General features: G+C 68.4%; 17 protein-coding genes and 1 pseudogene. 9 read left to right on the forward strand and 9 right to left on the reverse strand.

Annotation, left to right across the window (positions count from 1 at the left end; translation table 11 throughout):
- Positions 1-210: 210 nt before the first annotated feature.
- From ACFU6I_RS22085 to ACFU6I_RS22095, 3 genes are all read right to left on the reverse strand, one after another.
- A complete protein-coding gene (locus tag ACFU6I_RS22085; RefSeq protein WP_384369344.1) occupies positions 211-1,770 on the reverse strand; it encodes an APC family permease in 1,560 nt (519 codons plus the stop codon).
- A gap of 311 nt (positions 1,771-2,081) precedes the next feature.
- Positions 2,082-2,918 (reverse strand): VOC family protein, encoded by an 837-nt coding sequence (locus ACFU6I_RS22090; protein ID WP_384369347.1) that lies wholly within the window; start codon positions 2,916-2,918, stop codon positions 2,082-2,084.
- A 59-nt stretch (positions 2,919-2,977) separates the two neighbouring features.
- The gene (locus ACFU6I_RS22095; RefSeq protein WP_384369349.1) at positions 2,978-4,141 is read right to left on the reverse strand and encodes a PucR family transcriptional regulator; all 1,164 of its coding nucleotides are present in this window, start codon (positions 4,139-4,141) and stop codon (positions 2,978-2,980) included.
- 648 nt (positions 4,142-4,789) lie between these two features.
- On the opposite strand from ACFU6I_RS22095, the gene ACFU6I_RS22100 reads away from it, so the two are divergent.
- From ACFU6I_RS22100 to ACFU6I_RS22115, 4 genes are all read left to right on the forward strand, one after another.
- The gene (locus ACFU6I_RS22100) at positions 4,790-5,191 is read left to right on the forward strand and encodes a cupin domain-containing protein (RefSeq protein ID WP_384369352.1); all 402 of its coding nucleotides are present in this window, start codon (positions 4,790-4,792) and stop codon (positions 5,189-5,191) included.
- Between the two features lie 32 nt (positions 5,192-5,223).
- Positions 5,224-5,616, forward strand: coding sequence for a cupin domain-containing protein (locus ACFU6I_RS22105; RefSeq protein ID WP_384369355.1), 393 nt, complete (start codon positions 5,224-5,226; stop codon positions 5,614-5,616).
- Between the two features lie 81 nt (positions 5,617-5,697).
- Positions 5,698-6,483, forward strand: a complete 786-nt coding sequence (locus tag ACFU6I_RS22110) for an HpcH/HpaI aldolase/citrate lyase family protein (protein WP_384369358.1) — start codon at positions 5,698-5,700, stop codon at positions 6,481-6,483.
- 230 nt (positions 6,484-6,713) lie between these two features.
- On the forward strand, positions 6,714-7,811 hold the full coding sequence (locus ACFU6I_RS22115; protein ID WP_384369361.1) for a P1 family peptidase: 1,098 nt from the start codon (positions 6,714-6,716) through the stop codon (positions 7,809-7,811).
- 335 nt (positions 7,812-8,146) lie between these two features.
- On the opposite strand, the pseudogene ACFU6I_RS22120 reads toward ACFU6I_RS22115, so the two are convergent.
- Positions 8,147-8,568, reverse strand: a pseudogene (locus ACFU6I_RS22120) (transposase); the annotation flags it as partial.
- Positions 8,569-9,025: 457 nt separating this feature from the next.
- Here ACFU6I_RS22120 and ACFU6I_RS22125 point away from each other — a divergent pair.
- Both ACFU6I_RS22125 and ACFU6I_RS22130 read left to right on the forward strand, forming a co-directional pair.
- Positions 9,026-12,688 carry a family 78 glycoside hydrolase catalytic domain gene (locus tag ACFU6I_RS22125; protein WP_384369364.1) on the forward strand — a complete coding sequence of 1,221 codons (3,663 nt, stop codon included), beginning with the start codon at positions 9,026-9,028 and terminating at the stop codon, positions 12,686-12,688.
- Between the two features lie 59 nt (positions 12,689-12,747).
- Positions 12,748-12,942, forward strand: a complete 195-nt coding sequence (locus ACFU6I_RS22130) for a hypothetical protein (RefSeq protein ID WP_384369396.1) — start codon at positions 12,748-12,750, stop codon at positions 12,940-12,942.
- Between the two features lie 48 nt (positions 12,943-12,990).
- Here the strand turns inward: ACFU6I_RS22130 and ACFU6I_RS22135 are convergent, their stop codons facing one another.
- The 5 genes from ACFU6I_RS22135 to ACFU6I_RS22155 form a co-directional block, all read right to left on the reverse strand.
- Positions 12,991-13,215, reverse strand: a complete 225-nt coding sequence (locus tag ACFU6I_RS22135) for a twin-arginine translocase TatA/TatE family subunit (protein ID WP_384369367.1) — start codon at positions 13,213-13,215, stop codon at positions 12,991-12,993.
- A 497-nt stretch (positions 13,216-13,712) separates the two neighbouring features.
- The gene (locus ACFU6I_RS22140) at positions 13,713-14,480 is read right to left on the reverse strand and encodes a hypothetical protein (protein ID WP_384369369.1); all 768 of its coding nucleotides are present in this window, start codon (positions 14,478-14,480) and stop codon (positions 13,713-13,715) included.
- Between the two features lie 380 nt (positions 14,481-14,860).
- Positions 14,861-16,642 (reverse strand): SpoIIE family protein phosphatase, encoded by a 1,782-nt coding sequence (locus tag ACFU6I_RS22145; protein ID WP_384369372.1) that lies wholly within the window; start codon positions 16,640-16,642, stop codon positions 14,861-14,863.
- 638 nt (positions 16,643-17,280) lie between these two features.
- Positions 17,281-17,634, reverse strand: a complete 354-nt coding sequence (locus ACFU6I_RS22150; RefSeq protein WP_384369375.1) for a hypothetical protein — start codon at positions 17,632-17,634, stop codon at positions 17,281-17,283.
- Between the two features lie 421 nt (positions 17,635-18,055).
- Positions 18,056-18,661, reverse strand: a complete 606-nt coding sequence (locus ACFU6I_RS22155) for a TetR/AcrR family transcriptional regulator (RefSeq protein WP_384369378.1) — start codon at positions 18,659-18,661, stop codon at positions 18,056-18,058.
- Between the two features lie 179 nt (positions 18,662-18,840).
- On the opposite strand from ACFU6I_RS22155, the gene ACFU6I_RS22160 reads away from it, so the two are divergent.
- The 3 genes from ACFU6I_RS22160 to ACFU6I_RS22170 all read left to right on the forward strand — a co-directional run bounded on the left by ACFU6I_RS22160 (position 18,841) and on the right by ACFU6I_RS22170 (position 25,441).
- Positions 18,841-20,256: a purine-cytosine permease family protein gene (locus ACFU6I_RS22160; protein WP_384369381.1), complete on the forward strand. Its 1,416-nt coding sequence runs from the start codon at positions 18,841-18,843 to the stop codon at positions 20,254-20,256.
- A gap of 66 nt (positions 20,257-20,322) precedes the next feature.
- Positions 20,323-21,975, forward strand: a complete 1,653-nt coding sequence (locus ACFU6I_RS22165) for an amidohydrolase (protein ID WP_384369384.1) — start codon at positions 20,323-20,325, stop codon at positions 21,973-21,975.
- A 472-nt stretch (positions 21,976-22,447) separates the two neighbouring features.
- Complete coding sequence (locus ACFU6I_RS22170; RefSeq protein ID WP_384369387.1) at positions 22,448-25,441, forward strand: family 16 glycoside hydrolase; 2,994 nt, start codon at positions 22,448-22,450, stop codon at positions 25,439-25,441.
- Positions 25,442-25,487: the final 46 nt, after the last annotated feature.

The following is a 25,487-nucleotide window of genomic DNA, read 5'->3' on the forward strand; positions in this document are numbered from 1 at the left end:
CTTCTGATCCCTGTGCACACAAGACCTGTGGGGCGCCCCCGCCAACGGAGGCGTCCGCACAGGTCAGGATGCTGTCCCCTGGCCGGATACAAGACCGCACGCCGGAAATGGCCGGTGCCCCGACGCCCGTGTGAGGGGCGCCGGGGCACCGGCCCTACCGCGTCTGCTGCTTCAGGGAATGCGTTATCGGGGCCGCGCAAACGTTGAGCTTCAAGAGACCAGACCGGGGTGCGAGGCGGCGGGGCCGTCCTCGGAAGGAGCGCCTGGCTGCTGCGCGCCGTCTGCCGTTCCGTGGTCGTCCAGGGCGGCGTAGCGCTCAGGGCGCAGCTTCTTGACGCAGGTCGCCGTGATCACTCCCGCCGCGACCAGCACCAGCGGGGCGGCCTTGAGTGACCAGTTCACCACGGCGGACGACGTGCCGGACAGCGTGGAGAAGCTGCGGGTGACCAGCACCAGAAGCACCACGTTGAGCACGATGGACAGGACGGGCGAAACGAGCACGGGCCAGCGGCGGCGCTCCAGTTCGGGGTTACGGCGGAAGAACACGATGATGGACACCGAGGTGCCGATCAGAAGGATGACGAAACAGGCCGTGCCCACCGCGATCTGCCACGGGAGGATCTGGCTCACCGGGTCGAACCCGGTCAGTGTCCAGCCGATGAGCATCAGCAGAGCGACACCTGAGGTGACGAGCGAAGCCGTATGCGGTGAGGCGTAGCGGGGGTGGACCCGGGTCAGCCCCTGCGGCAGCACCGAGGATCCGAGCGAGTGCAGGTAACGGGCGAGGATGTTGTGGTACGACAGCGTGCACGCCACCATGGACGTGACCGCCAGTACCCGCATGACGTCGGTCAGTACCTGGCCGACGTACTCCGTCGTGGTGGCATACACGATTCCGCCAGGGTCGGTGGACACCGCGCCGACTATGCCGTCCGCCCCGTAGGCCTGGATGTAAGCCCACATGGCCAGGGCGTAGAAGGTCCCACTGATTGCGACAGTGATGTAGACGGCCCGCGGAATGGTGCGTGAGGGGTCGCGTGCCTCGTCGCGGAACACCGCGGTGGCCTCGAACCCGAGCGAGACGCTGAGCCCGAACAGGATGCCCAGGGACAGTGATCCCGAGGTGATCGCGTCGTGGGTGAACACCGAGGTCGCCGAGATGCCCTCGTCACCGCCACCCCGGATCAGGATCGTTGCGTCCAGGATCACGATGACCAGGACCTCGAGCAGCAGCGCGACTCCCAGCACCCGGGCGCTGAGGTCGATGTTGTGGTAGCCGAGCCAGCTCACCGCTGCCAGTGCCACCAGGCCCCAGCACCACCACGGCATGTTCGGCGCGGATTTTCCAAAGAATTGGACCACGAGACCATTGAGCGAGTAGCCGAAATATGCGTAGATCCCCGACTGCATCGCGAAGTAACTGCCGGCAGCGAGGAATCCGGCCCCCACACCCACTCGGCGGCCGAGCGCCGCCGATATGTACGAGTAGAACGCGCCGGCCTTCTTGACGTGGACAGTCATCACGGCGTACCCGGCTGCGAACACCATCATGATCACAGCGCCGGCGAGGTAGTCGAAGACGATGCCGGGACCATTGCTGATCAGCAGGTTGACGGGCGAGGCGAGGAAGATCGTCAGCGGTGCCGCGGCGGCCAGCACCATGAACACGATCGATGCGGTGCCGAGTCGGCCCTGAAGCTTCTGCCCGGCGCCCATGTCTCCGGTTCTCTCACCGGGGCGCTGTGGGGATGCGGTCTGCTCTGTGGACAAGGGTCCTCCGCGGATTTCGTGTGCCGCACTTCTGCCGCACTTCTCAGGAATGCCACCGGCGGTATGCCCATCGCCTGCCGTGGATGCGGGGATCCTAGAAGCCGGACGAATTCAAGCCATATGTTCCCGGGGCCAGTCTCGGCCGGTTCCGTTATGCGTGCTGCACAACACGGCCACGATGAGACCCAGCGGAGAACACGTCATCGCGGGCCGGCAACGGCTGCGGGCGGGCATCGCGACTGCGGCCGTCGGCAGAGCGACCCGCCGGCCTGCAGCATCGGGCTCCGAGGAGCGACAGGGGCCGCGGAGGCTCAGACGGTCTCGTGGGAGGGCCCTGGCAGCCTGAACTCGTCCGAGGAATGCGGCGGGTGGATGTCGACCAGGTCACGCAGGTCGCACACCGCGCCGTCGCCACCGAGCGTGGGGATGGGACCAACGGCCGTGGAGGGCGTCATGGTGCTGAACCCGAAAAGGCTGCCCCACGGGTCGGTGAGCACCGCGAAGTCGTTGAACGGCGACCTCGACCGCGGGATGCGGATGCGCGAACCGGAGTCAACCGCCCGCGCAACGGCGGTGACCAGATCCCCCACCTCGAAGTACACCAGCCAGTGCGGGCGTTTTGGATAAGCCGAAACGCCATGCATCCGCAGAATGCCGGTGGCGATCATCCGGTCGCCGTGCAGGAAACGCATGTGGTACGGATCGCCGATGATGGCGTGATGGTCCAGCCCGAGCAGGGCGCCCAGATATCGGGTGGCCTGCGTCGGGTCGGGCGTGGAGTAGTCACAGTTGGCGTGCCAGTAGGCGGACGGCTCGTGCTCGCCCACCGAGGAGAACTCCTGCAGCACAGTCCAGGCGCTGTCCCGCACGCGGACAAGGTGCCGTGCTGCCCCCCCGCTGCCCGACACCAGGTGTTCCACCGGCCCTTCGGCCGAGGCCCGGAGGATCGCCTCGTCGACGCTGCGGACGAGGAAGACCGGGCTCCAGCCGGCCGCACCGGGAGCCGGAGGGGTGCCCACCCCTACCCCCAGCTCGGCCAGCGCGGCGCCGGGAGCGTCCTGCGGCTGCAGACCGAGTAGCCACTCGTAGTAGACCGCTGCCTCGGTGGGTGCTTCGGTCGCCAGCGTGTACTGATGGAGTTTCGTCACTGGTCGCACCTGCCGCGGCGTTGGGGACGAGCGGTGTTCGGACACTTCTGCAGTCTCTCTCATTCTGTAACTTCCCTCTGCGGCGACGTGAGTTCGTCCTCGTCGAGGTGGCCCAGCGCGGTGAGGGCCAGCCATAGATTGGCGATGCCGCGGGTGCTCTCGATGTCGATCTCGAGCAGTTCGCCGATCTGGCGGAGCCGGTAACGCAAGGTGTTGCGGTGGATGAACAGCCGATCTGCGGCCTCCGACGCTATCCGGTTGCTGGCCAGGTACTCACGCAGCGTCTGCACCAGGGACCCGCCGCGGGTGCGGTCGTACTCCAGCAGCGGTACCAGCACACTGCGCGCCACCTCGTCCAGCGGCATCGCCTTGTTGCTGATCACCAGCAGTTTGGCCAGGTCCACGTGTTTGGGCACGCGCACCCCAGTGCCTTCGCGCAGTGCGGTGAGTGCTTCGAGGTACCCCGCCCGCAGACCGCTGCCGCCGACGTGCGGCAGGCTCACTCCGACGCGGGCCGAGGTGCCCAGGTCCGCCATGTGCTGGTGGAGGGTGTGTGCGATTCGCTCCACCATGGGGTCGTCGGGAACCACCATCAGCACGTTCTCGCCGCGCATCACCCGGACCAGCGGGTCCGGGCGGTTGCCCATCAGCGCGTGCAGGCCCCATGGGATGGCACTGGCGCGCGGGTTGGACCGCCGGCTCCAGCCGAGCAGGACGCGCAGCGGGCGGTCACCGTCCACACCGATGCGGCGCAGGGCGGCCATCGCCTCCTGCTCCGACAGCCGGTCGGCGATGATGTCGTCCAGGACGGTGGCGGCGAGTTCGCGCCGGCCCTCCTGTCGGCCGCGCAGCCGGGCGATCTCCATGGCCATCACGTCGACCGCGATGTCCAGCAGGGCGTTGGAGTGGGCGGCGGCACCGGCGGCCGGGAGGTCGGGGGTGCCGGCGGCCAGCAGTGCTGCGGGCTCACCCTGGTGACGTACAGTGCGCACGCTCAGCCGTTCGTCGACCCCACGCCGGGCTGCGAGGAGTTGCTCGTAGTCCCACAGGGTGCGGTCCGGCGCCGCCGCCAGGGTGTTGCCGTCGAGGTCGAAAATTCCGATTTCCACTGACAGCGCACGGTGCAGGGTGAGCACGGCGGCTGGGAGTCCACCGTCTTGCGCCGTGCGGATCAAGTCCCGCACCTGGTCAGTCAGATTCGGGCCCGCCGAAGCAGTGAGCATGCTGTGCATCATGCACTACCAGAACCTTTCTGCCTAGGGTTCATTTGGTGACTGTGCATAAGCGGCCTTGGCTGGTGAGGGCCCGGCTGAGTACCGCCGCTGCGCCGGAGCATCAGCTGATCACCGCCATCGGACGCCTGTAGCCACCTGCCACCGGACGCCCGTAGGCGCCGCCGGTGAAAGCCCGTTGGTCGGCCGGGCAACAAGCCGCGCACACGCACGGCCGGCGCCGCGGGAGCCCACGGCCGAGGGGCACCGCGTCGTCCGGCTCGTCGTCGGTTCGCCCATGGCTAGGGCGGACAACGGCATTCCTCCGCGGTGCTGGGCCACTGGCCTCCCGCCCGCCACCAGCATGTGGTGCTCAGCAAAGGCGCTGCCATGTTCCTGAGAACAGTGGCCACCCGGAGCATTCGAGCCCGTGCACAGAGCTGCCTGGCGACGGGCCACCGAGCGACGCGCCGGGACGGCGTTGTGCGTACGACCTGCCGTGACCTCATCCTTCGGGCGCCGTGCACATAGCCCTCGGGCCGGATCCCGGGCCACGATCGTCGCAGGCACCGGCTGGGTGCGGCCGCCGGACACGCTCACGTCGCGGTACTCACCGCCCGCGCCCTTCCCGTCCAGTTCCAGCAGTTCCAGGAGGTATTCATGCGGGTCGTCGCATCATCTGCCCCCACCGATGTGTATGGGGGCAGCTTCACGGGCGGAGCGGCCCTGTCCATGCTGCGGGAGGCATCGGACGCCTCGGCGCCCGACGTGGCCCTGGTGTCCTTTCCCGACGGCTCCGTCACGTGCTGGCACTCCCACCCCGGTGGGCAGCTGATCTGGGTGGTCTCCGGCCACGCGCGAGTCGGCGTCCGCGGCGGCGATGAGACGCTGCTCGACGCCGGAACCCTCATCGAGGCTCCGTCGGATGAGGAGCACTGGCATGGCGCCGCACCCGGCGCCGACGCGGTGCTCCTCTGCTTCACCTGGGGCACCACTGCATGGACCGACGAAGCCCCGGTCGACGCCGAAGGGCGGCATCTGGCCGGTCCCACCTGCTGCTGACTGCTACGGCCACAGCCCCACTCGCACACGTCATGTCCACCAACGAGTTCCAGGAGAACACAGCAATGACCGTGACCGCCGCCTACCTCCCCGCCGGGGCAACCGCCGAAGGGCTTCTGCCTGACGGTCCGCCACCTGCCTATGTGACCTACGAGGGCGAACCGAACGTCCGAGTCCGCCCGTTGCACACCCCCGAGGGCGGCCCGGCCACCCTGATATGGGCCGCCGACGCCGATTCGGCCGTCGTCGTCACCGACGCCACGGTGGCGGAGACGATGCACATCATCGAAGGGCGGGCCAAGGTGACCGACTCCGACGGCCGGTCCTTCGAGATCGGCCCCGGCGACGTCCTGGTCATGCCCAAGGGCTGGTCCGGCCGGATCGACACGCTCGAATTCGTCCGCAAGGTGATCGTCGTCGGCTGACCGCCGCCCGTCGCCTGCCGCCCATCGCCCGTCCGCGTGCGGGCCGGCCCGTCCGTCGCCGAAACTCGCCGGAGGTATTCCATGGCCAGCACATCCACGACATCCCCATCCTCCGCAAGTGGATGGGCCCAGGCGCTGGCCGGGCAGGGCACCGCTTTCGGTACTTTCGCGCTGCTGCCGTGCACGGCAGCAGCCGAAGCCGTCGCCGCCACCGGATTCGACTTCGTCCTGGTCGACCAGCAACACGGACTGGCGGGCAGCGACGCCCTCGTCCCTTTGCTGCAGGCACTGCACGCCGGAGGCACCGCACCGGTGGTGCGCGTGCCGGCAAACGACCCGGCATGGATCGGCAAAGCGCTCGACAGCGGCGCCGACGCCGTAGTCGTCCCCATGGTGGAAAGTGCCCAGGAGGCGGAACGAGCTGTGCGCGCCTGCCGCTACCCGCCGCGCGGGACGCGCAGCTACGGCCCCACACGAGCGGCACTCCTGCGTGGCGGGGACATCCGGCGGTTGGAAGACACGGCCTGTCTGGTCATGATCGAGACCGCAGCCGGAGTCGCCCAGGCCGACACCATCGCCGCCACCCAAGGCGTCGACGGGATCCTCGTCGGTCCCACCGACCTTGCGATCAGCCTCGGGCTCGGACCCGATGTCCCCCCTGGGCATCCGGCTCACGAGCAGGCCGTACAGCACGTCCTGGCGGCATGCCAGAGAGCAGGGATCACAGCGGGCATCCAGACCTCCACCGCTGCCGACGCCGCCCATCGGGCGGAACAGGGCTTCCACATCATCAGCGCACGCAGCGAACTGGCGTTGCTGCGCACCGCCGCCCGTGAGTTGCTCCACGGGATGCGGTCCGGTGCATGACCGCCTGCACCACGCTCGGGAGTCGTTCCTGGCTCTCCGGCCTGGAAGGCTGGGCCGTGGTCCGTCGCCATGCTGCTGATGGCGGTTGCGGCGAGAGCGCGCAGACAGAAGCTGGGAGCACAGCTGGAGCACGTCCCGGGCCCCGGACCCCTGACACAAGGCGCCCTCCTCGGTGCACTGCACCATTACGCATACCGCTCCACAGCACGGGGCGCGTAGCGTCCGGCCGTATGGAACCACTGGCTCACACACAGTCCGCCCCCGGCACCAGGCGCCGGGCCCGGGACCTCGGCATCATCATCGGCCGGGCCGGTACCGGACCACTCAACGCGATCACCGATGTGCCGGGCGTCCGCGTCGGCCACACCACCGTCCGCCGGCACCCTGACGTGCACAGCGGAGTGACCGCCGTCGTGCCCGGCGCCGTCGGCCCCCGCACACCGCTGCCTGCAGGGGTATTCACCGGCAATGGCTACGGCAAGCTCATCGGCACGACCCAGCTCACCGAACTCGGCACCCTCGAAACCCCCGTGCTGCTCACCTCCACCCTGTCGGCGTTTCGCGTCGCCGACGCACTGGTCGGCTGGATGCTCGAGCGGCCCGGATACGAGACGGTGCAGAGCCTCAACCCGGTCGTGGGGGAGTGCAACGACGGCCTCCTGTCCGACATCCGCGCACGGCCGGTCAACGAGGAGCACGTCAGGGCCGCTCTCGACGGAGCGTCCGACGGGCCGGTGGCCGAGGGCTGCGTCGGCGCCGGAACCGGCACGGGCGCACTGGGATTCAAGGCCGGCATCGGTACCGCGTCACGCACTCCGGACCTGGGCGGACAGCGGTTCACGGTGGGGGTCCTCGTGCAGGCGAACTTCGGCGGAACGCTTCGGGTGTTCGGCCGCGCCGTCACCCCGCAGTCCTTGGGACTGTCCGGTGAGCCGGCGCCGGCCCAGGAGACGGGCTCCTGCATGATCGTGGTGGCCACGGACGCCCCTCTCGACGCCAGGCAGCTCACCCGCGTAGCCCGGCGTGCCGTGTTCGCCCTCGCCCGCACGGGTGCGGCCTACAGCCACGGCAGCGGCGACTACGCCATCTCCTTCGCCACGGGATCGGGCGCCGGTGCCCCCGCGGCGGACGCTGATCTGGGGCCGCTCTTCGAAGCCGTACTCGACGCAGTCGAAGAGGCGGTGCTCAACTCCCTGCTCGCAGCGGTGACGACCACCGGCTTCGGCGGCCGGACACTGAAGGCCCTGCCGGCGGACCGGCTGATCGATGCCCTCACCGGTCCCGCGGCACCACCGGGACCCGACGACAGGCCGCTGCCGGGGCACTGACACCGGACCAGGTGCTGTGACCGCATGGGTTCGCCGGGGTAGGGGCCGGCGAACCTGGTGGTGGCCGGCTGCGCGGTGCCTTGCCGACGTGAGTGGATAATGCTCGTCGTGACTTCAGGGACAGAGCGCCCCAGGTGGTGGTTCGCGCTCCGAAGCGGTGCCTTCTTCCTCGTGGGCGGCGGCCTCGGCGTTTTCGCGTACGGGTTGCTCTCGCACCGGACGGCCGGGGCGCTGCCATGGAGTGGGTTGTTGCTTGGAGCAGCCGTAGCAGCGACTCTCAGCGCGCTGTTTCCGCGGCGGCGGGAGCGTCGGCGTTAAGCCATGCCCTGGCTGGGCTATGTGATCACGATGCAGTTTTGAGGGGGGCGTCCGCCCCAGTGGACGCCCTTCTCGCTGCGGACGAGGGCCGCGTTCCTTGCGTTCGGCAGCCAGGACGTCGCGGTGGCGGGCGTTGGCGTTGCGTCAGCGCAGACAGGCGTGCAGGGCCCGGGTCTGCACAGTGTGGTTGGAGTTGGCGATGGTGAACTGCTTCAGAGGTCCGAAGTGCGCCTCGATCGGGTTCGCCCACGAGGCGTAGGTCGGGGTGAAGCACAAGTCGGCCTCGCTCCTCTTCGCCCAGCGGCGGATGTCGGCGCCCTTGTGGGCGGACAGGTTGTCCGTGATCACGGAGATCGGTGCGCCGTCGGGCCGGGCGGCGCGGATCGACTTCAGCGCGGCCCGGCGGGTTCGCGACACTCTTCCTGCGGCGGTTGACTCCCTGTTGTCGTTGAATCGTTCAATCCATTCGCTTCGTCAAGGGAGCCGAAGAAATCCTGATTGAACCATTGATTGAACGTACGACCATAGTTAGCCTTCCGGCGAGCGATTGAAACGTACCAAACGGAGTGCCAGTTGCTGTCTTCCCCGCGGTTACCGTCCTCGTCCTCGTCCTCGTCAAGTTCGGCGTGCCACAGCTTCTGCGCCATTGGAACCTGAGTCGATGGCGAACAGGGGAGCGGGTCACCGACTCCCGGCCCCTGGTGCACCACACGCCAAAGCAGTTGCCTCCGCACCACTCCGTACGAGCCGATCCCCGCCGACACGGTCCACTTCGAGAAGCCCGGCAGATCTGCGAATTGATTTCGTATGGGCATGGCCAGGTCTGCGCTCACTTCCGTTGTTCACCCAGCCTCCCGGGCCGGGCAGCCATCCACGCTTACAAAGGAGTCAGGCGTATGTCTGAAAATGCGCTCAGTCGCAGGCAGGTCGTCGGTGTCATCGGTGCACTGACTGCAGGGATGGCGCTGCCGCTGTCGGCGAGGGACTCGGCCGAAGCGCTGGGCAAGGGCGCCGGAGCACTCGAGAGCGGAACCGAGACCGCCGAGCCCCGAGGTCTCCAGGTCAACTCGATGACCGAGCCGCTGGGCACCCAGACTGCCCCGTCGTTCAGCTGGCTGCCCATCGTGGAGCGTCAGTCGGCGTACGAAGTCCAGGTCGGCAGCGCTCCGGGGAGGGCGAACCTGTGGTCCAGCGGGAAGGTGCGCGGATCTGACAGCACTTTCGTCGCCTACGACGGCAAGACCCTTGCACCGCAGGGCTCGTACTGGTGGCGCGTGCGGACGTGGGACGAGGACGGGAGCGCCTCGCCCTGGAGTGAGACGACCCACTGGGAGACCGGTCTCTTCGGCGAAGGCGACTGGAGCGGAGCGCGCTGGATCGGTGGCCGGCAGCCACAGGACCACGACTGGACGGATCTGACCGAGACGGTGATCTTCCGGGGCGGCGCGACTCCCACGACTGGGCTGGTCCTCCTGTTCCGGGCCGAGCCGATCGGCAAGGCCTGGGGCGAGGCGCTGAGCTGGACGATTCACCAGAACGGAACCGCGATGGAGTTGGTCATGGCGACCAACCACTACGCGGGAAACACGTGGGTGGATGACGGAACGTCAGAACCCGACTGGGGGGTGAACCACTACGACCCCCAGAGCGAGACCAACCCCACGGCAGTCGGAACCCGCAAGGTCTCCATCGCCACCGTTCCCGTGCCTGTCAGTACGGGGCTCACCCCGGACACCTGGAACATCCAGGATCACACCGTGGAGATCTCCGCGCAGGGGCTGACCGTGACTGCGACGATCAACGGCGTCACCGTCGACAGCAGGACCCTGCAGGGTGATCAGATCCGTAGGCACGGCACCATCGGTTTTGGCGCGAACAGCTCAGCTGTCGTCCGAAGCGTCAAGGTCAAGGGAGCTGGAGCCCCGGACTTCTCGGTCGACCTGACGGAGGGGGCGAACCCGTTCGAGAGCGGTATCGGCACGATCGGAGGACTCACCTTCGTGGGAAAGAACGCGATGCTGCCGATCGCGAACCCGTCCGCGCTCCTGCGCAAGTCGGTGACGCTGCCGCGCGGTGAGATATCGTCCGCGCGCTTGTACATCAGCGGCGCCGGCTGTTTCACCTTCACCGTCAACGGCGAGCCGTTGACGACAGACGGCAAGCCCGCTGCCGACAACGGCGCCAACGTCCCACGTCTGTTGACGGACCAGAGCGCGTACGACCGCACTATCCTCTACGACACGTTCGACGTCACCGGAAGCCTCGCGGATGGCACGGAGAACGTGCTGGCCGCTGAGCTCGGCCGCGGCTGGTACGGGCTGACCACTCCGACCGAGTGGTACTGGAACCTCGCCCCCTACGTCGGAGCTCCCCGTATGCGGGCGAAGCTTGTTGTGACGTACGTCGACAGACCCCCTTTGACCGTGGTCACCGACCGGTCATGGCGTACGGCCGACGGTCCGACTCTCTTCGACTCCGTCTACAGCGGAGAGAAGTACGACGCGCGCCGTGCAGCCGCTCTCGGGAACTGGCGATCCGTCAAGTACTTTGTGAGCAAGGAGTGGCAGTCGGCCACGGTGATGATTCCGCCCGGCAGCTGCCAGGGCGTTTCCCCCCGCTATCACGGTGTGCTGCCGACGACGAGGATCCCGGATGGCTTCGTCCCTGCTACGGTCCGCGCCCACGAGGCAGAACCCGTCCTGGTCAACCAGACCTTGCAGGCCCAGTCCATCGTCGAGACCTCGCCCGGCTCCGGCGTGTGGGTCGTCGACTTCGGGCAGATCCTCACCGGCTTCGTCGCCGTCCACTTCACCGGCCTGCCGCGCTCCACGGAAGGACTGACGCTTCGCATGCGGGGCGGCAACCAGCTGACCGGTGCCGGCACCGCATCCTCCCCCTGGGTCGTAGGGGAGGAGAACAACTTCCACGACGCCAACCTGCAGACCAACTACTACACGCTCAGCAGCGCCTCCCAGCAGCACTGGGAGCCTCAGTTCGGACACTGGGGGTTCCGGTACCTCGAAGTCCGCAACCTCGAACCGATTTTGGGACGCACCCCGAGCCTCAACCGCGACCGCGACCTGTTCACGGTCAACGTGGCCAGATCGGGATTCGCTCGCACCGGTACCTTCACGACGGGCAACGCACTCATCAACCGCATCCAGCACAACCTGGAATGGGCTGAGCAGAACAACATCGTCCAGAAGCCGACCGACACTCCGTCCCGTGAGAAGAACGGCTGGACCGGCGACACCATGTCCAGCTCGGAGTCGCAGTCGCTGACCTGGGACGTGAACGCGGCCTTCACCAAGTACCTGCGTCACTTCCCCGACGGTCAGATCTCCACCGGACAACTCCCGATGATCCTTCCCGCTGCCAAGGGAGGCTACGGATACGACCGGACGCCGGGCTGGAACGCCACTTGGAAAGCGGTTCCCGCCTGGGACTCGGCCTACTTCGTCATCCCGTGGGAACTGAACAAGTACTACGGCAACAGCGTGCTGTTCGACGAGCTCTACGACCACCAGGACGCGCTCCTGGCCGGCTACGAGAAGCTGTTCACCGCCGACAACAACTACCAGTTCAAGGCAGCGCTGGGCGCCTACTCCGGCGCGGAGAGTGCCGGAAACAACGCCGTCATCAGCTTGGCGTTCTACATCCACTTCTGCGACTACATGGTCGAGATCGGCAAAATCCTCGGCCGCACCGGCAGGGCCGCCTACTACAAGAACCTGGGCGAGACCCTGCGACGAGCCTTCATCGCCAACTACTGGGACGAGACCAGCGGCACCTTCGGCCAGGGAAGCATCTCCAGCGAGAACGCCATGGCCATCGCCTTCGGCCTGGTCCCGGGATCCGACCTGCCCAGCAGCGACCCCCGCTACCTCGCGGGCAGCAAGTCCGTCGACCAGAACAAGGAGGCCCTCGCCAAGCTCTGCGCCGACCGCATCGTCGCCGCGAACTATCATCTGCAGAGCGACATGTACGGCTCCCGGTACGAATTCAACATCCTCTCCGAGTACGGCTACACCGACATCCTCCTCCAAGCCGTCACGCAGAGCGGCGCGCCCGGCTACGTCAGCCAGATCGCACAAGGCGCCACCTCCCTGTGGGAGAACTGGAACGGCGGATCGCTCAACCACCACTACCGCAGCGAGGTCGCGACCTGGTTCTACCAGAGCCTGGCCGGCATCAAGCCCACCTCCGTCGCGTACGAGACGCTGCGTATCCGTCCGTTCATCCCGTCGGTTCCCGTCAACAGCAAGGTCCCGACTTCCACGACCGACACCGACCTCGCGCCGGCGCCGCTCAACCAGGTCGCGGCCTCGATCAACACCGTGCGTGGGGAAGTCGCTTCCCACTGGACACGCCGGCCCGACGGTCGCATCGACCTCACCGTCCTCATCCCCCACAACACCGAAGCCGAAGTCTGGGTCCCCACACAGGGCAAATCGGTTACGGCCCCGAGCGGAGTCACCCTCCTCCGCAATGACACCGCTGGTGGAGCGCCTTACCGGGTTTACTCCGCTACCGCAGGAACATACCGCTTCAACTCCTGAGCACACACTTTGGGAGCGTCTGATCAACGGCGGATCTGCTGATCAAGGAGAGACACGAAGTGAGCGAGACGACGATCGAGCACGAGTCCGTAGAGGAGCCGGCCGGTGGTGCGATACCGACGGCCGCGTCGGACGACCTGCTGCGCAGGCGCAGCGCCTCGCTCGCTGTCGTCTGCGACGACACCGGCCACCCCACCGGCATGGTCAGCCTGGACGACCTGCTCGCCTGTTACCTGCAGCCGCAGGCGGCCTGACCGGCAGCTGTCGGGTGTGCGCCACAACCGGCGTCCGCCTCGACAGCTTCAGGCACGCGGGGCGGACGGACCGTCATCGGGCCGCCCGACGACGGTCCCGGAGACGGTGCGCGGACCGGCCTCCGCACCGCCCTCGTCCTTCAACGCCTTCGCCTCGCTCTTGAAGATCCGGGTCGCCGTCCCTGCCGAACGCGTCAACTCGGGCAGCTTCTTCACCCCTAGGACCACCACGACGACGAGGAGAATCAGGGCCAGTTCACTCAGGCCGAACATCAGGTCTGCCTTCTTCCCGGGACGGTCGACGGCCGATACGGGGTACCGGCAACACAGCAACATCTACATTGCTGTAGAAGTCTCTCCTGGAGCGTGATCATTCAACAAGCCCGCATCCCGGCTCGGCCCGCCGGGAGCGGCACAATGCGCGAAGGAGCAGAGGAAGCAGGATGCCGGAACACGACGACCGGGGGCAGCGAGTCCGTCGAGCCGAGCCGCGGTGGCGCGCCGCTGCCGCACTGTCACGGAGGCATGGTGGTTCTCCGTGACAGTGTTCGCGGTGATCCTCACCAAGGCCGCGCATCGACAACGGCGGCGCGGGCTCCAACGCGCCCGGCGCACCACAGCAGACGGTGCATCTTTACGCCGTAACGGCCCTTTCTCTGGTCGGCCCGCTTGATCCAAACGAAGCCGCCTCGTAGGCGCTGACGGAGTTGCCCCCAGACCGAGGAGGGCGGATGACGCGGCGCGGCCGCGCATCGAGCGATGAGGCCCGGTCAACCGGAGGCCGGGGCGCCGTCGGCCGCGTCGGTGGAGCGCAGCAGGCGCAGGAACGCCTTCACGCCCGCGATGATCTCCTGGTTGTCGGTGAGGCGGTTCACCGTGGACTCGAACTCCCTCCCCAGCGCGGCGATCCTGCGGTTCGCCTGCTCGGTCCGCTCGTACGTGTTCATGGCCAGCGCGTCCACGGTGCGGCGCAATTCGGCGAGGGCTCGGTACTGTTCCTCCGCCTTTTCCTCCAGGACCCGCGTCCCGGCCTCGGCGCGGTTCAGCCGGGCGTGCAGCTCAACGACGTCGTCCCGCGGATACGTGACGTCCTTCAGGAGGGTGCTCAGGCGCCGCCGGAGCTGGCCGAAGTAAGCGCCGGCCGGACGGAATAAGGTGCTCAGCAGGAAGAACGTGGCGAACCAGTAACCCGTGAACTCGCCTGTCGCCCAGGTGACCGCGAAGACAACCACCGCCGTCAGGACGTGACCCGCGACCGCCGCTCGGAGCGTCGTGCGGGCGATGCGCGCGGCCTCGGCATCCCGGGCGGGGGAGACCTCCATGCCCTTCTCACGGCTTACCGCGATCTCGGCGAGTACCGCATGCGCGCGGAAGTACAGATTCCAGGGCAGCGTGAGCAGGAGCAGCAGCCACAGAAGGCTCAGCACGCCCGCCCCGACGGCGAATACGACCGCGGGCGGTGCCCCCGCCACGTATGCGAGGACCAATGCTGCGGCCGCCGCCACGACGGCTGCCACCGCCCCCAGAAATCTGCCCATGCCCCCGCCTCCCGTCTGTACGTCGACGCAGCCCATCGTCCCCGGCCCGGTGCGGGTCGGCATGAGTAGGCGTACTCAGTGGAGCGTGCGGCGCGCCCGGTGTTCGCCGGCGAGGCGGCGGCCACGGGTGAGGCAACCCGTGGCCGTCCGGTTACCGTCTCGGCACCCCGGCGGGCCCGGCGAGGCGCAGGCCCGTGTCCCGGTCCCCCCAGGAGGGACGAAAAGGCTCTGTTGGTGTTCAAGATTCTCGTCGCGTCGCGTGCTGAGCAATGGCGTTTGCTTCGCTCGTGGGGTTTGCTCTCACTTCGCTGGTCTCGTTCTCACTGCACCCGTGATTGCTGGGGCCCCGTGGCGGTCAGGACGCGGTGGGCACGGCGCGGTCAGAGGCCCCAGGTCACCGTGGGAGGGGCCCCGATGATCCGGTAGTCAGCACTGGGCGGGCAGATCCGGGCGATGAGTAGGGCGATGTCGTCGTGGTCGCCGGGGTCCCGCAGGGCGTGCAGGAGCAGGTCACAGGTTTCTCCCACGGGGCGGCACGCAGAGCCGTCCAGCAGGCCGAGGAGGGTGTCGAGGCGGTCGTCGATGGGATGGTGGCGCGTTTCGACCAGGCCGTCGGTGTAGAGGACCAGATCGTCGCCGGGACCGAGATCGATCGTGCTGCTGTTGAAGGTGACGCCGCCGACACCCAGCGGCGCGCCGGGGTGCAGGTCGAGCAGTTCGGGTGGTCGGCCGGTGTGGACCAGGACGGGGGGCATGTGCCCGGCGTTGGCGATGTGGCACTCGGCGTGATGGGGGTCGTAGACGGCGTAGAGGCAGGTGGCGATGTAGTGCTCCAGGCCGCTGGTGATCCTGTCCAGGTGCTGGAGCACCTGGGCGGGGTCGAAGTCGAGTTCGGCCAGGGTGCAGGCTGCGGTGCGCAGGCGTCCCATGGTGGCGGCGGCGTCGATGCCGCTGCCCATCACGTCCCCCACGACCAGGGCGGTCTTGTCGCCGGTCAGGGGGATGATGTCGAACCAGTCTCCGCCGACTTCGCTGGTGGCCTGGGCGGGCTGGTAGCGGGAGGCGATCTCCAGGCCCACCAGGTGCGAGGGGTGCTCCGGCAGCAGGCTGCGCTGGAGGGTCACCGCGGTGTTGCGCACGCTCTGGTACCAACGGGCGTTGTCGATGCTCACCGCGGCACGGTTGGCCAGCTCGCCGGCCAGTACGGCGTCGTCATGGTTGAAGGGCAGGGGGTTACGGGCGCGTTTGAGGTCCAGGGCGCCGAGCACTATGCCGCGGGCGCTCAGCGGCACCGCCAGGTAGGAGTGGATGCCGGCGCGGGCCAGGAGCGTGGCGGCCTCGGGATCGCGCGCTATACGGGACAGGTCGCGGTCGGTCACGTGGGGTACAAGGACCGGTTTCCCGGTGCGGACGCACTGGGTGACCAGGCGGTCCGCGGCGTAGGTGGCCAGGTCGCCAACCTGCTCGGCGGCGCGGGTGGCCTCGGTGGGGTACGCGGCGGCCAGGGCGAGGGCGCGGAAGGGTTCCGGACCGCTGCCAGGCCCGGCGGCGCGGTGGCAGGCCAGGACCGTGTCGAGGACGTCCACCGCCGCGATGTCGGCGAGTTCGGGCACGGTGACCCCAGCCAGCTCGCGGGCGGTCTGGTCCACGTCCAGCACGGTGCCGATGAGAGCCGAGGCATCAGCAATCAGGGCCAGGCGCCGTCGGGCCCGGGCGGCTTCGGTCGCCAGGCGGTGCCGTTCGGTGACGTCCGCGATCGAGGCGGCCACTCCCCACGTCCGGCCGACGGGGTCCTCCAGCCGGTAGAGGGAAACCGACCATGCATGGTCGTGATCCGCATCGGCCCAGGTGCGGCCGACGACGCTCAGGTCCAACAGCGGGACTCCCGTCTCCAGAACCCGCCTCTGCGCGGACTCGATGGCCCCGGTGTCCACACGCGGCAGGATCTCTGAGACATGGCGGCCGACATGCTCCTCGGTCGACAGGCCATTGATGCGCTCCAGCGCCGGATTGACGGCCACGTAGCGCAGATCGGTGTCCATGACAGCCAGCCCGACCGGGGACTGCGAGACCAGCCTCCCGGACAGCTCATTCAGCAGCCTGCGAGGCTGGGACGTTCTGTGGGTGTCGTCTTCGGCCCGAAAGGATTCTGATGTGTTCATCCCGGCCATCCCCTCTTGCAACCGTCACCCCAGCTGCCTCCGGGTTCCGTCCTGGGACCCGAGACCGTTGTCCTTCGCAGCCTCCATGATGTCCACGAAACAGCCCGTCACGCATCCCCCTCAGCCCCAGAAGATCCTGCCTTCCGCAGCCTTGATCGTGCGCATCCCGGCAGTTTGACCGAGGATTCCCACGATCGCACCGTCCGGCCTCGCGAGGCCGTCGCCGGCCGCCCCGGAACGGAGGCGAGTTCGTCTTCGGGCAGACCGGCACCTGGGGCACCCCAGACACCGAAACCGTCACCGGGGCGTCCGCGGACCCGGCCCGACCGGGTCCGCGCCGGCAAAGCGTATGCGTCCCGAAAGAACCGTGCCTACTTGCGCCGACGCGGCATCCGCTGCACCATCCCGGGTGTCCGCGCGTGCGATCGCAAGGCGGCCGGAAGTCCTCGGATGGGGTCTCCCCTGCTCGAACGGATTCGAGGGCTTGGGGATGGAACTATCAGGGCTTTTGGCCGACGTGGAAGGGGCCCCTGGCCCTTGAGGCCTTGGGGGGAGCGCGCGCCGGGCGGCGCGACGGCGCAGGGCTTGCCGGGAGGGGCACTGGACATCGCGGTGCTCGTTGGGGATGGCGGCGAGACCTATCGGGAGACGCTCGGTTCGAAGGGCGCCTTGCGGCGGCTTACATCCACGCCCGTGCCGGTCTCGGGGAACTCTGCGCCGCAGATGTCGCCTCGCGCCGTGGTGTGCTGCAGAGCGTGTACGCCACCGGCCTGGTCCTGGTCGACATCGGTGGAGAGGCCGGGCGTGCCGGGGTGCAGGCCGAGGCCGACCGTGGCAACGCTCCGCGGGCGCTGGAGCCCGGGACAGTCGAGACCAAGAGGTATGGACTGACGGGCGCTCTGGATGATCTGGCGGACGCGGACGATCCCTTCGAAGTCCTGGCGGTGGCCGGGGTCGTCCTCAACGCCGCTGCTGACCTGCTGTTCGACCACCACCGTGACGCGGCCCGCGGCAGGTTCCCAACCTGTCGCGGTTACCGCGTCTGTTCGTTGCCTGCCTGTTCCATGGCGGCCCGGCCCGGGCGGGTCTGGCCAATTGCTTTGATCTGCATGTCCGCGTTGTATTCGTCGCTGACGTTCATGCGAGCCATGCCGTCGAAGAGGGTCCCTTCGGGGAAGTCGGCAGAGGGGGCTTCGCCTGGGCCGGTATCGGCGCCCGGCACACCAGTTGGGCCCCGATAGCGGCGTCACACACCGCCTGAGGGTGCTTCGGTTTTCGCGTCCCGCCACCGACAATCGCAACCCGCTTCAATGTGGTCACCTCCACGCGGTGTGGCGAACCAACCGTGTCCCAGACTCGGGGGCGACCCGCCGCCGGCGGTCGGGGTGCCCGGCACGATCCGAACGGGAGGCCCTACCCCCGCTCCACCAGCCGTTCGGTCGCCGAAAGCGCCATGCGCAGCGCGCTCGCCCGGTCCGCTCCGCGCTGACCGAGGACCACACGCGTGCTCAACCCGTCGAGCAGGGCCAGGAGTTCGGAAGCGCGGGCCGCCGTGTCGAGGTCTTTGGCGAAGCGGCCCTGCCGCACGCCCTTGGCGAGGAGCGATTCGAGGTCCTCATGCCAGCTGCGGTCGATCTCGGCCTGGGCCTGTCGCAGCGGCTCGTTCGACGCCGTGCGTGCCCACAGTTCGATCCACAGGGTCCAGCGCGGATCGCGCGGTCCACGGGGGAGGTACAGCTCGACGAACTGGCCGAGCTTGCGTTCGGCGCCGGCCCGGCCGGCCAGCAGCGCCCGGCGCTCCTCTGCGAGCGCACTCTCGCTCCAGCCCAGCACCTCCAGGAGCAGCCGGTCCTTGCTGCCGAAGTAGTAGAGGATGTGGCCGCCGCTGGTGCCGAGGCGCTTGGCGAGTGCCGACATGGTGAGTCCGGCCAGGCCGTCCTCGGCAATGGCCGTCATCGCCTCCTCCAGCATGCGTTCCCGGGCCAGATGCCCGTCCCGCCGTCGCGTCGTCGCCGCCACGCCACCCCTCCTGTTCCGTGGACCCCGGTGACGACCTTAGCCCGCCTCGGCCCGCGGATTTCGACGGAGGTCTTGACGAGCCCCTGCAGACACATCTTGAATGCCATTCAAACTTTTAGAACAGTGTTCAAAGTACTGTTCCGGGCTCCTGGAGCACGCACGGATGAGAGGCAGGCCGCATGACGCAGCAGGAGACGACCGCGAGGGCGCCCGGCGGGACCATGGCCACCGACCAGGTCTTCCAGGTCGAGACACATGGCATCGACCCGATTCCCGACGAGGAGCGCCATGGCGGCGCGAGGGATCTGTTCTGGCTCTGGTTCGGATCCAACCTCACCTTCACCTACGTCATCAACGGCGCCCTGGCCGTCGCCTTCGGGCTCTCCTTCTGGCAGGCGACCGGCGTCGTCGTCATCGGCGGACTGTCGTTCTTTGCCATCAGCGCCGCCGGACTGAGCGGCGTACGCACCGGCACCGCCACCCTGGTCATCTCCCGGGCCCCCTTCGGCGTCCGCGGCAACTGGCCCGCCGGAATGCTCAACTGGGTGGTCAGCATCGGCTACACGATCCTCAACACGGTCGTCGGAACGCTCGCTCTCGAAGCGTTCTTCGCCGATCTGGGATGGGCCTCCGGCCACACCGGACGGGCCCTCGCCCTGCTGATCACCCTTGCGCTGACGTTCCTCGTCGCCCTCTGGGGCCATGCCACGGTCCAGCTCGCCGAGCGCTGGATCGCGTACGTCCTCGCCATCGGGTTCGCCGCCCTCCTCGTGTTCCTGCTGCCGGGCGCCGACACGGGCGGGATGGCGGTCCATCCAGGTGCCTCCGGGTGGAGTCTCGCCTTCGTCGTGATGCTGGCCGGGCCGTTCTCGTACGTCCCGATGCCCGCCGACTACACGCGCTACCTGCCGAAGACGACCTCGATGCGCTCGCTCACCTGGTACGGAGCCCTCGGCGGCTTCGTCTCCTCGGTCGCCCTGGGCGTGGCCGGGGTGGCTGCCGCCACGCAGACGGACATGACCGACGCGGTGGCGGGCACGGAGAAGCTGCTGCCGGGATGGTTCCAGCCGCTCTTCCTCGCCCTCGTGCTCGGCGGATCGGTCACCAACTCGATCGTCACGCTCTACTCTTCGAGCCTGAACCTCCAGGTGCTGGGCGTCCCCTGGAGCCGCTCCAAGGCCATCATCATCAGCGCGGCCGTCACCGCGGCGGGTTCCCTGTGCGCGCTCTTCCTCACCGACTTCACCAGCTCACTGCTGTCCTTCCTCTCCCTGCTGATCATCGTGTTCGCACCCTGGGGCGGCGTGTTCCTCGCGGACATGATCATGCGCCGCTGCCGATACGACGCACCGGCACTGCATGCCGGACCGGACGGTGCCTACTGGTACCGGTCCGGCTACCACCCCGCCGGCATGACCGCGCTGCTCGTCGGCATGGTCTTCGCCGCGCTGACCTGCGATTCCGAGCTGTGGACCGGCCCGCTGGTCGCACCGTTGGGCGGCGCCGACCTGACCCTGCTCGGCTCCGTCGTCTCGGGGCTCGTCTACTGGGCGCTCGCCCGGCGGGCCGTCGCACCGCAGACCGAACCTTCCTGACCGGCGGCCACGCCCCGCCCGAACCACCGACCGACCGCACCACCGCACCGCAAGGAGTCACACCACATGGCCAGCCCCGCCAGTCCCGCCCACCTCGTCCTGCGCAACGCCCGCATCCATACCGTCGACCCGGAACTCCCCGAGGCACAGGCCATGGCGGTGGTCGACGGCCGTATCGCCTGGCTCGGTTCCGACGAGGACGCGAACGGGTGGACGGGGCCCGACACCCGAGTGATCGATGCCGAAGGAAAGCTCGTGCTCCCCGGGTTCGTCGACGCCCACAACCATGTCCGGCTCGGCTCGGACGACGCCTGCGTCCAGCTCTCGGGCGCGGGAACCCTCGACGAGGTCCACGCCCGCATCCGTGCCTGGCACACCGCCAACCCCGACGCCGGGTGGATCGAGGCGGAAGCCTTCGACTACTCGGCCATCCCGGACGGCCGGATGCCCACCGCCGCCGACCTCGACCCGGTCACGGGCGACGTACCGGCCTTCGTACTCAGCTACGACGTGCACACCGCCTGGGTCAACACGGCGGGACTGCGCCGCCTCGGCATCGACCGCGACCACACCCACCTGCCGTTCGGTGAAGCCGTGACCGACCCGGCCACGGGTGAACCCACCGGCTTCATCAAGGACTTCGCGGTCAAGGGCCTGTCCCGCGACGGCCACCGCTCCCTCCAGCAGCTGGGACTTCCGTGGGCCTCACCCGACCGGCAGTACGGGCGGCTCGCCAGGTCCCTGGACGACGCCATCCGCTTCGGCATCACCACGGTGGTCGAACCCCAGAACTCGCTCGACGACCTCCCGCTCTTCGACCGAGCACGCGCCGAGGGCCGGCTCAAGTCCCGGATCGTCGCGGCCCTCTTTCACTCGCGCGGCACCACGGACGCCGACCTCGACGACTTCGCCACCGCCGCCGACCGCTACGACGACGACCGGATCCGGGTCGGACCGCTCAAGCTCTACATCGACGACGTGGTGGAGCCGCGGACCGCGGCCCTGCTGGAACCCTATGCGGGCTGCCGCCACCACCGGGGCGACACCTTCTACCCGCCCGAGGAGTTCGCAGAGCTGCTGACGAAGCTGGACGCCCGCGGCTTCCAGTGCTTCGTCCACGCGACCGGCGACCGGGGCATCCGCACCGTACTGGACGCCGTCGAGCGGGCCCGCACGGTCAACGGGGAGCGGGACGCCCGCCACCAGGTCGTCCACGTCGAGTGCCTGGACCCCGACGACACCCCGCGGTTCGCCGCCCTGGGCGTGGTCGCGTGCATGCAGCCCCGCCACTGCGCCCCGGAGGTCGCCGGCCCCGGCAAGGACTGGGCGGAGAACATCGGGGCCGAGCGCTGGCACAAGGCATGGCCGATGCGCAGCCTGCACACGGCCGGGGCCGTGCTCGCGCTATCCAGCGACTGGAACGTGGCGGAGATGGACCCGATGATCGGCATCCACACCGCGGTCACCCGGCGCCCGCTGGGCGGTGGCGAGCCCTGGATGCCGCAGGAGACGATCAGTGTGGAGACCGCGATCCACGGCTACACGATGGGCTCGGCATACGCCAACTTCCTTGAGAACGAACGGGGTTCGCTGACCGTCGGCAAGGCAGCCGACTTCGTGGTCCTCTCCCGTGACATCCTGCGCGCCGCACCTGAGGACATCCCCGGCACCGTGGCGGAGACCGTCGTGGTCGGTGGAGTCGTCGAACACACCGCATGATCGGCTCCGATGGCCTCCCGGAGTGGCAGGCGTCCGCGTGCCCGGGAGGCCATCGGGGTTCTTGCCGTTCGTGGTGCAGGGTGGGGTGGCCCGGTCGTGAACGCGTTCATCACACCGAAGCGGACCAGCCGCAGAAGCATGGCGGATCGTCATGCCGTGCTGATCGCCAAGCGCGCGGGGCGATGCCATGTCAGCAGGACTGCAGTGCCGCCGACTTTGTCCGATGTGCGGAAAACCCTGCCCGATATCAGCGTGTGTCGGTCATGACACAACAGAGTTTGTACTCGCTGATGACAAACTTATAGACGCAGCAGGCAAAGGACTCCTATGGTGTGCGTCACCTGGTCGAATCCAGGCATCTCGCGCACACCGCGCGTCATTTCGGGTCGGCGCGACGCCGACCGCACCACCTCGTCGTCCCGTACCACCGTCATGGGCGCCCCTCCCCGGGGTGGCCCCCCGGGGAGGATGCATGAGTCCACGGTCCCGCTCCAGATCCCGCAGACGGCTGACCGGTCTGGTCGCCGTCTCGTTCCTGTTCGGCTGCTTCACGTCGGCACCGGCCGGCGCCGCGGATGCCGGCGAAGACCTGCCGCCGCAGGTGCCGGGCGTCACGCTGCGCGTCTTCGACATCGGACTGCCGATGAACGAGATCTGCGTGCTCAAGCCCGGACAGACCCCGAACGTCGACAAGTTGATACCCACCGTCGACTTGTCCACGACCGAGCATTTCGGTGTCGCTGACAACTTCGTATCGCAAGTGATCGGCAACATCGAGGTTCCCGAAGACGGGACCTACACCTTCCGGCTGACCAGCGACGACGGTTCACGCCTGACCATCGACGGCCGGACGGTCATCGACCACGACGGCCTCCACGCAGCCGAGCCCAAGGACGGCACGGTCACGTTGACGGCAGGTCACTACCCTCTGCGTATCGACCACTTCGACCGTACGGGCGGTCAGCAGATCACGCTGGCCTGGAAACCACCGGGCGCCGCTTCCTTCTCTCTCGTACCGAACTCGGCACTGAGCACCGACGCCGATGTCGTACGCGTGACGGCCCCCGGCCGCAAGCAGTGCGAGAGCGGCACCGACAGCCCAGGCGACGGACTGCCGCTGAGCGCCGTACACCCCGACTACACTCTGACGGACCTGCGACCCGACGGCTTCGAACCACAAGTCACCGGCATGGACTGGCTCCCGGACGGCCGCCTGGCCGTGACCACGTGGGGCGGCACGGACAAGACCGAGGGCGCGGTGTACCTCCTCGACAACGTCACTGGGCAGACCGGCCCCGACAAGGTGACGGTGAAGAAGGTCGCGAGCGGTCTCAAGGAGCCGATGGGCATCAAGGCGCTCGACGGGGCCCTGTACGTGTCGCAGAAGCACGAACTCACCGAGCTGCGCGACACCGACGGTGACGACGTCACCGACAAGCGGCGCACGGTGGCGACCTGGCCGTACGGCGGCAACTTCCATGAGTTCGCCTTCGGCATGCTGTACCGCGACGGGTTCTTCTACCTCAACCTCTCCGTCGCGATCAACTACGGCGGCGCGACGACGAATCCGCAGCCCGCGCCGAACCGCGGCACCACGATCAAGGTGAACCGGAAGACCGGCAAGGTGACCTACCTGGCCGGCGGCCTGCGCACGCCGAACGGCATCGGCTGGGGTCCGGGCGGTGACATCTTCGTCGCCGACAACCAGGGCGGCTGGCTCCCGGCCTCCAAGCTGGTGCGCATCAAGCCCGACCGCTTCTTCAACCACTACACCAACCCGGCCGGCCCGTTCGACGACCAGCCGGTGACCGAACCGGTGCTGTGGCTGCCGCAGAACGAGATCGCCAACTCCCCCAGCACCCCGATCCTCCTGAAGAAGGGACCCTACGCAGGCCAGATGCTGTTCGGCGACGTGACCTACGGCGGGCTGCAGCGTGCCTTCCTGGAGAAGGTCAAGGGTAAGGACCAGGGCGCCGTCTTCCGCCACACGCAGGGCCTCGAGGCGGGCGTCAACCGCATCAGCGAGGGCCCGGACGGGGCGATCTACGCGGGCGGTCTGGGCGCGGGAGGCAACTGGGGCCAGGAGGGCAAGCTGACCCACGGTCTGCAGAAACTCACCCCCAACGGCGGCAAGGCGTTCGACATCCTGGCCATGCGGGCCGAGCGGGGCGGATTCGAGCTGGAGTACACTCAGCCGCTGTCCCAGGAGACGGCGGACAGGCTCGCTCGGAGCTATCAGGTCAAGCAGTGGCGCTACGTCCCGACACCGTCGTACGGCGGCCCCAAGGTCGACGAGGAGACCCTCGCCGTGAGCTCCGCCCGGCTCTCCGAGGACCGGAGGAAGGTCACCCTGGAGATCACCGGTCTCAAGCCCGACCGTGTCGTGCACGTGCGCTCGCCGCGGCCGTTCAGCTCCGCCGATGGCGAGACGCTGTGGAGCACCGAAGCTTGGTACACACTCAACGCCATGCCCGGCAAACAGCCCGCGACGACGGCATACGAGGCGGAGGAAGCCAAGCTCTCCGGCGGCGCGGGCATCGCCACCGACCACGCTGGCTACTCCGGCAGCGGCTTCGTCGCCGGCTACGGCACCCAAGGCGCGTCCACCTCGTTCACCGTCGACGTGGACGAGGCTGGCGCGTACGACGTGGCCCTGAGGTACGCGAACGGTCCAAACCCCTTCACCGGCACCAAGACGGTGAGCGTGTACGTGGGTGACGAGAAAGTGAAGCAGTCGAGCCTGCTCAGTACGGGCGGCTGGGCGAACTGGTCCACCCGTACCGAGACGCTGAAGCTGCGCGAGGGATCCAACACGATCACCTACCGAGTGGACGAGGGCGACACCGGACACGTCAACCTCGACATGATCAGCGTCCATCCCGAGGGCGAACGCATCGTCTTGTTCGATGGCGCGGACCGCGCGGCCTGGCAGCAGACGGACGGTCGCACCGCGCAGTGGCCGTTGACGGGCGGTGGAATGGAGGTCTGCTGCGGCGACCTGCGCACCAAGCAGTCGTTCGGCGATTTCAAACTCCACACCGAGTTCTGGCTGCCGGAGCTGCCGCCCGAGGTGACGGGCCAGAACCGGGCCAATAGCGGCATCTATCTGCAGGACCGCTACGAGATCCAGATCCTGGACTCGTTCGGCGACACGACGCCCGCCGACGACGAGGCCGCAGCGATCTACAAGCAGAAGGCCGCCGACGTCAACGCCGCCCGCCCACCGGGCACCTGGCAGACGTACGACATCACCTTCCGCGCGGCACGCTTCGACGACAAGGGCGCGAAGACCGAGGACGCTCGCGTCACGGTGGTGTGGAACGGCGTGACCGTCCACGACGACGTGGCCATCACCGGCCCGACCGGTGCCGGCGCTCCGGAAGGGCCGACCGCGGGCCCCGTCCGCCTCCAGGACCACGGCAACAAGGTTCGGTACCGCAACATCTGGATCGAGCCGCTGTCGTAACGGCACGAGCGCGGCGCACGAAGCGGTGGCCGGCCCGGGCATGCCC

This window comes from Streptomyces sp. NPDC057486 (assembly GCF_042802415.1).
Taxonomy (GTDB): domain Bacteria; phylum Actinomycetota; class Actinomycetes; order Streptomycetales; family Streptomycetaceae; genus Streptomyces; species Streptomyces yanii.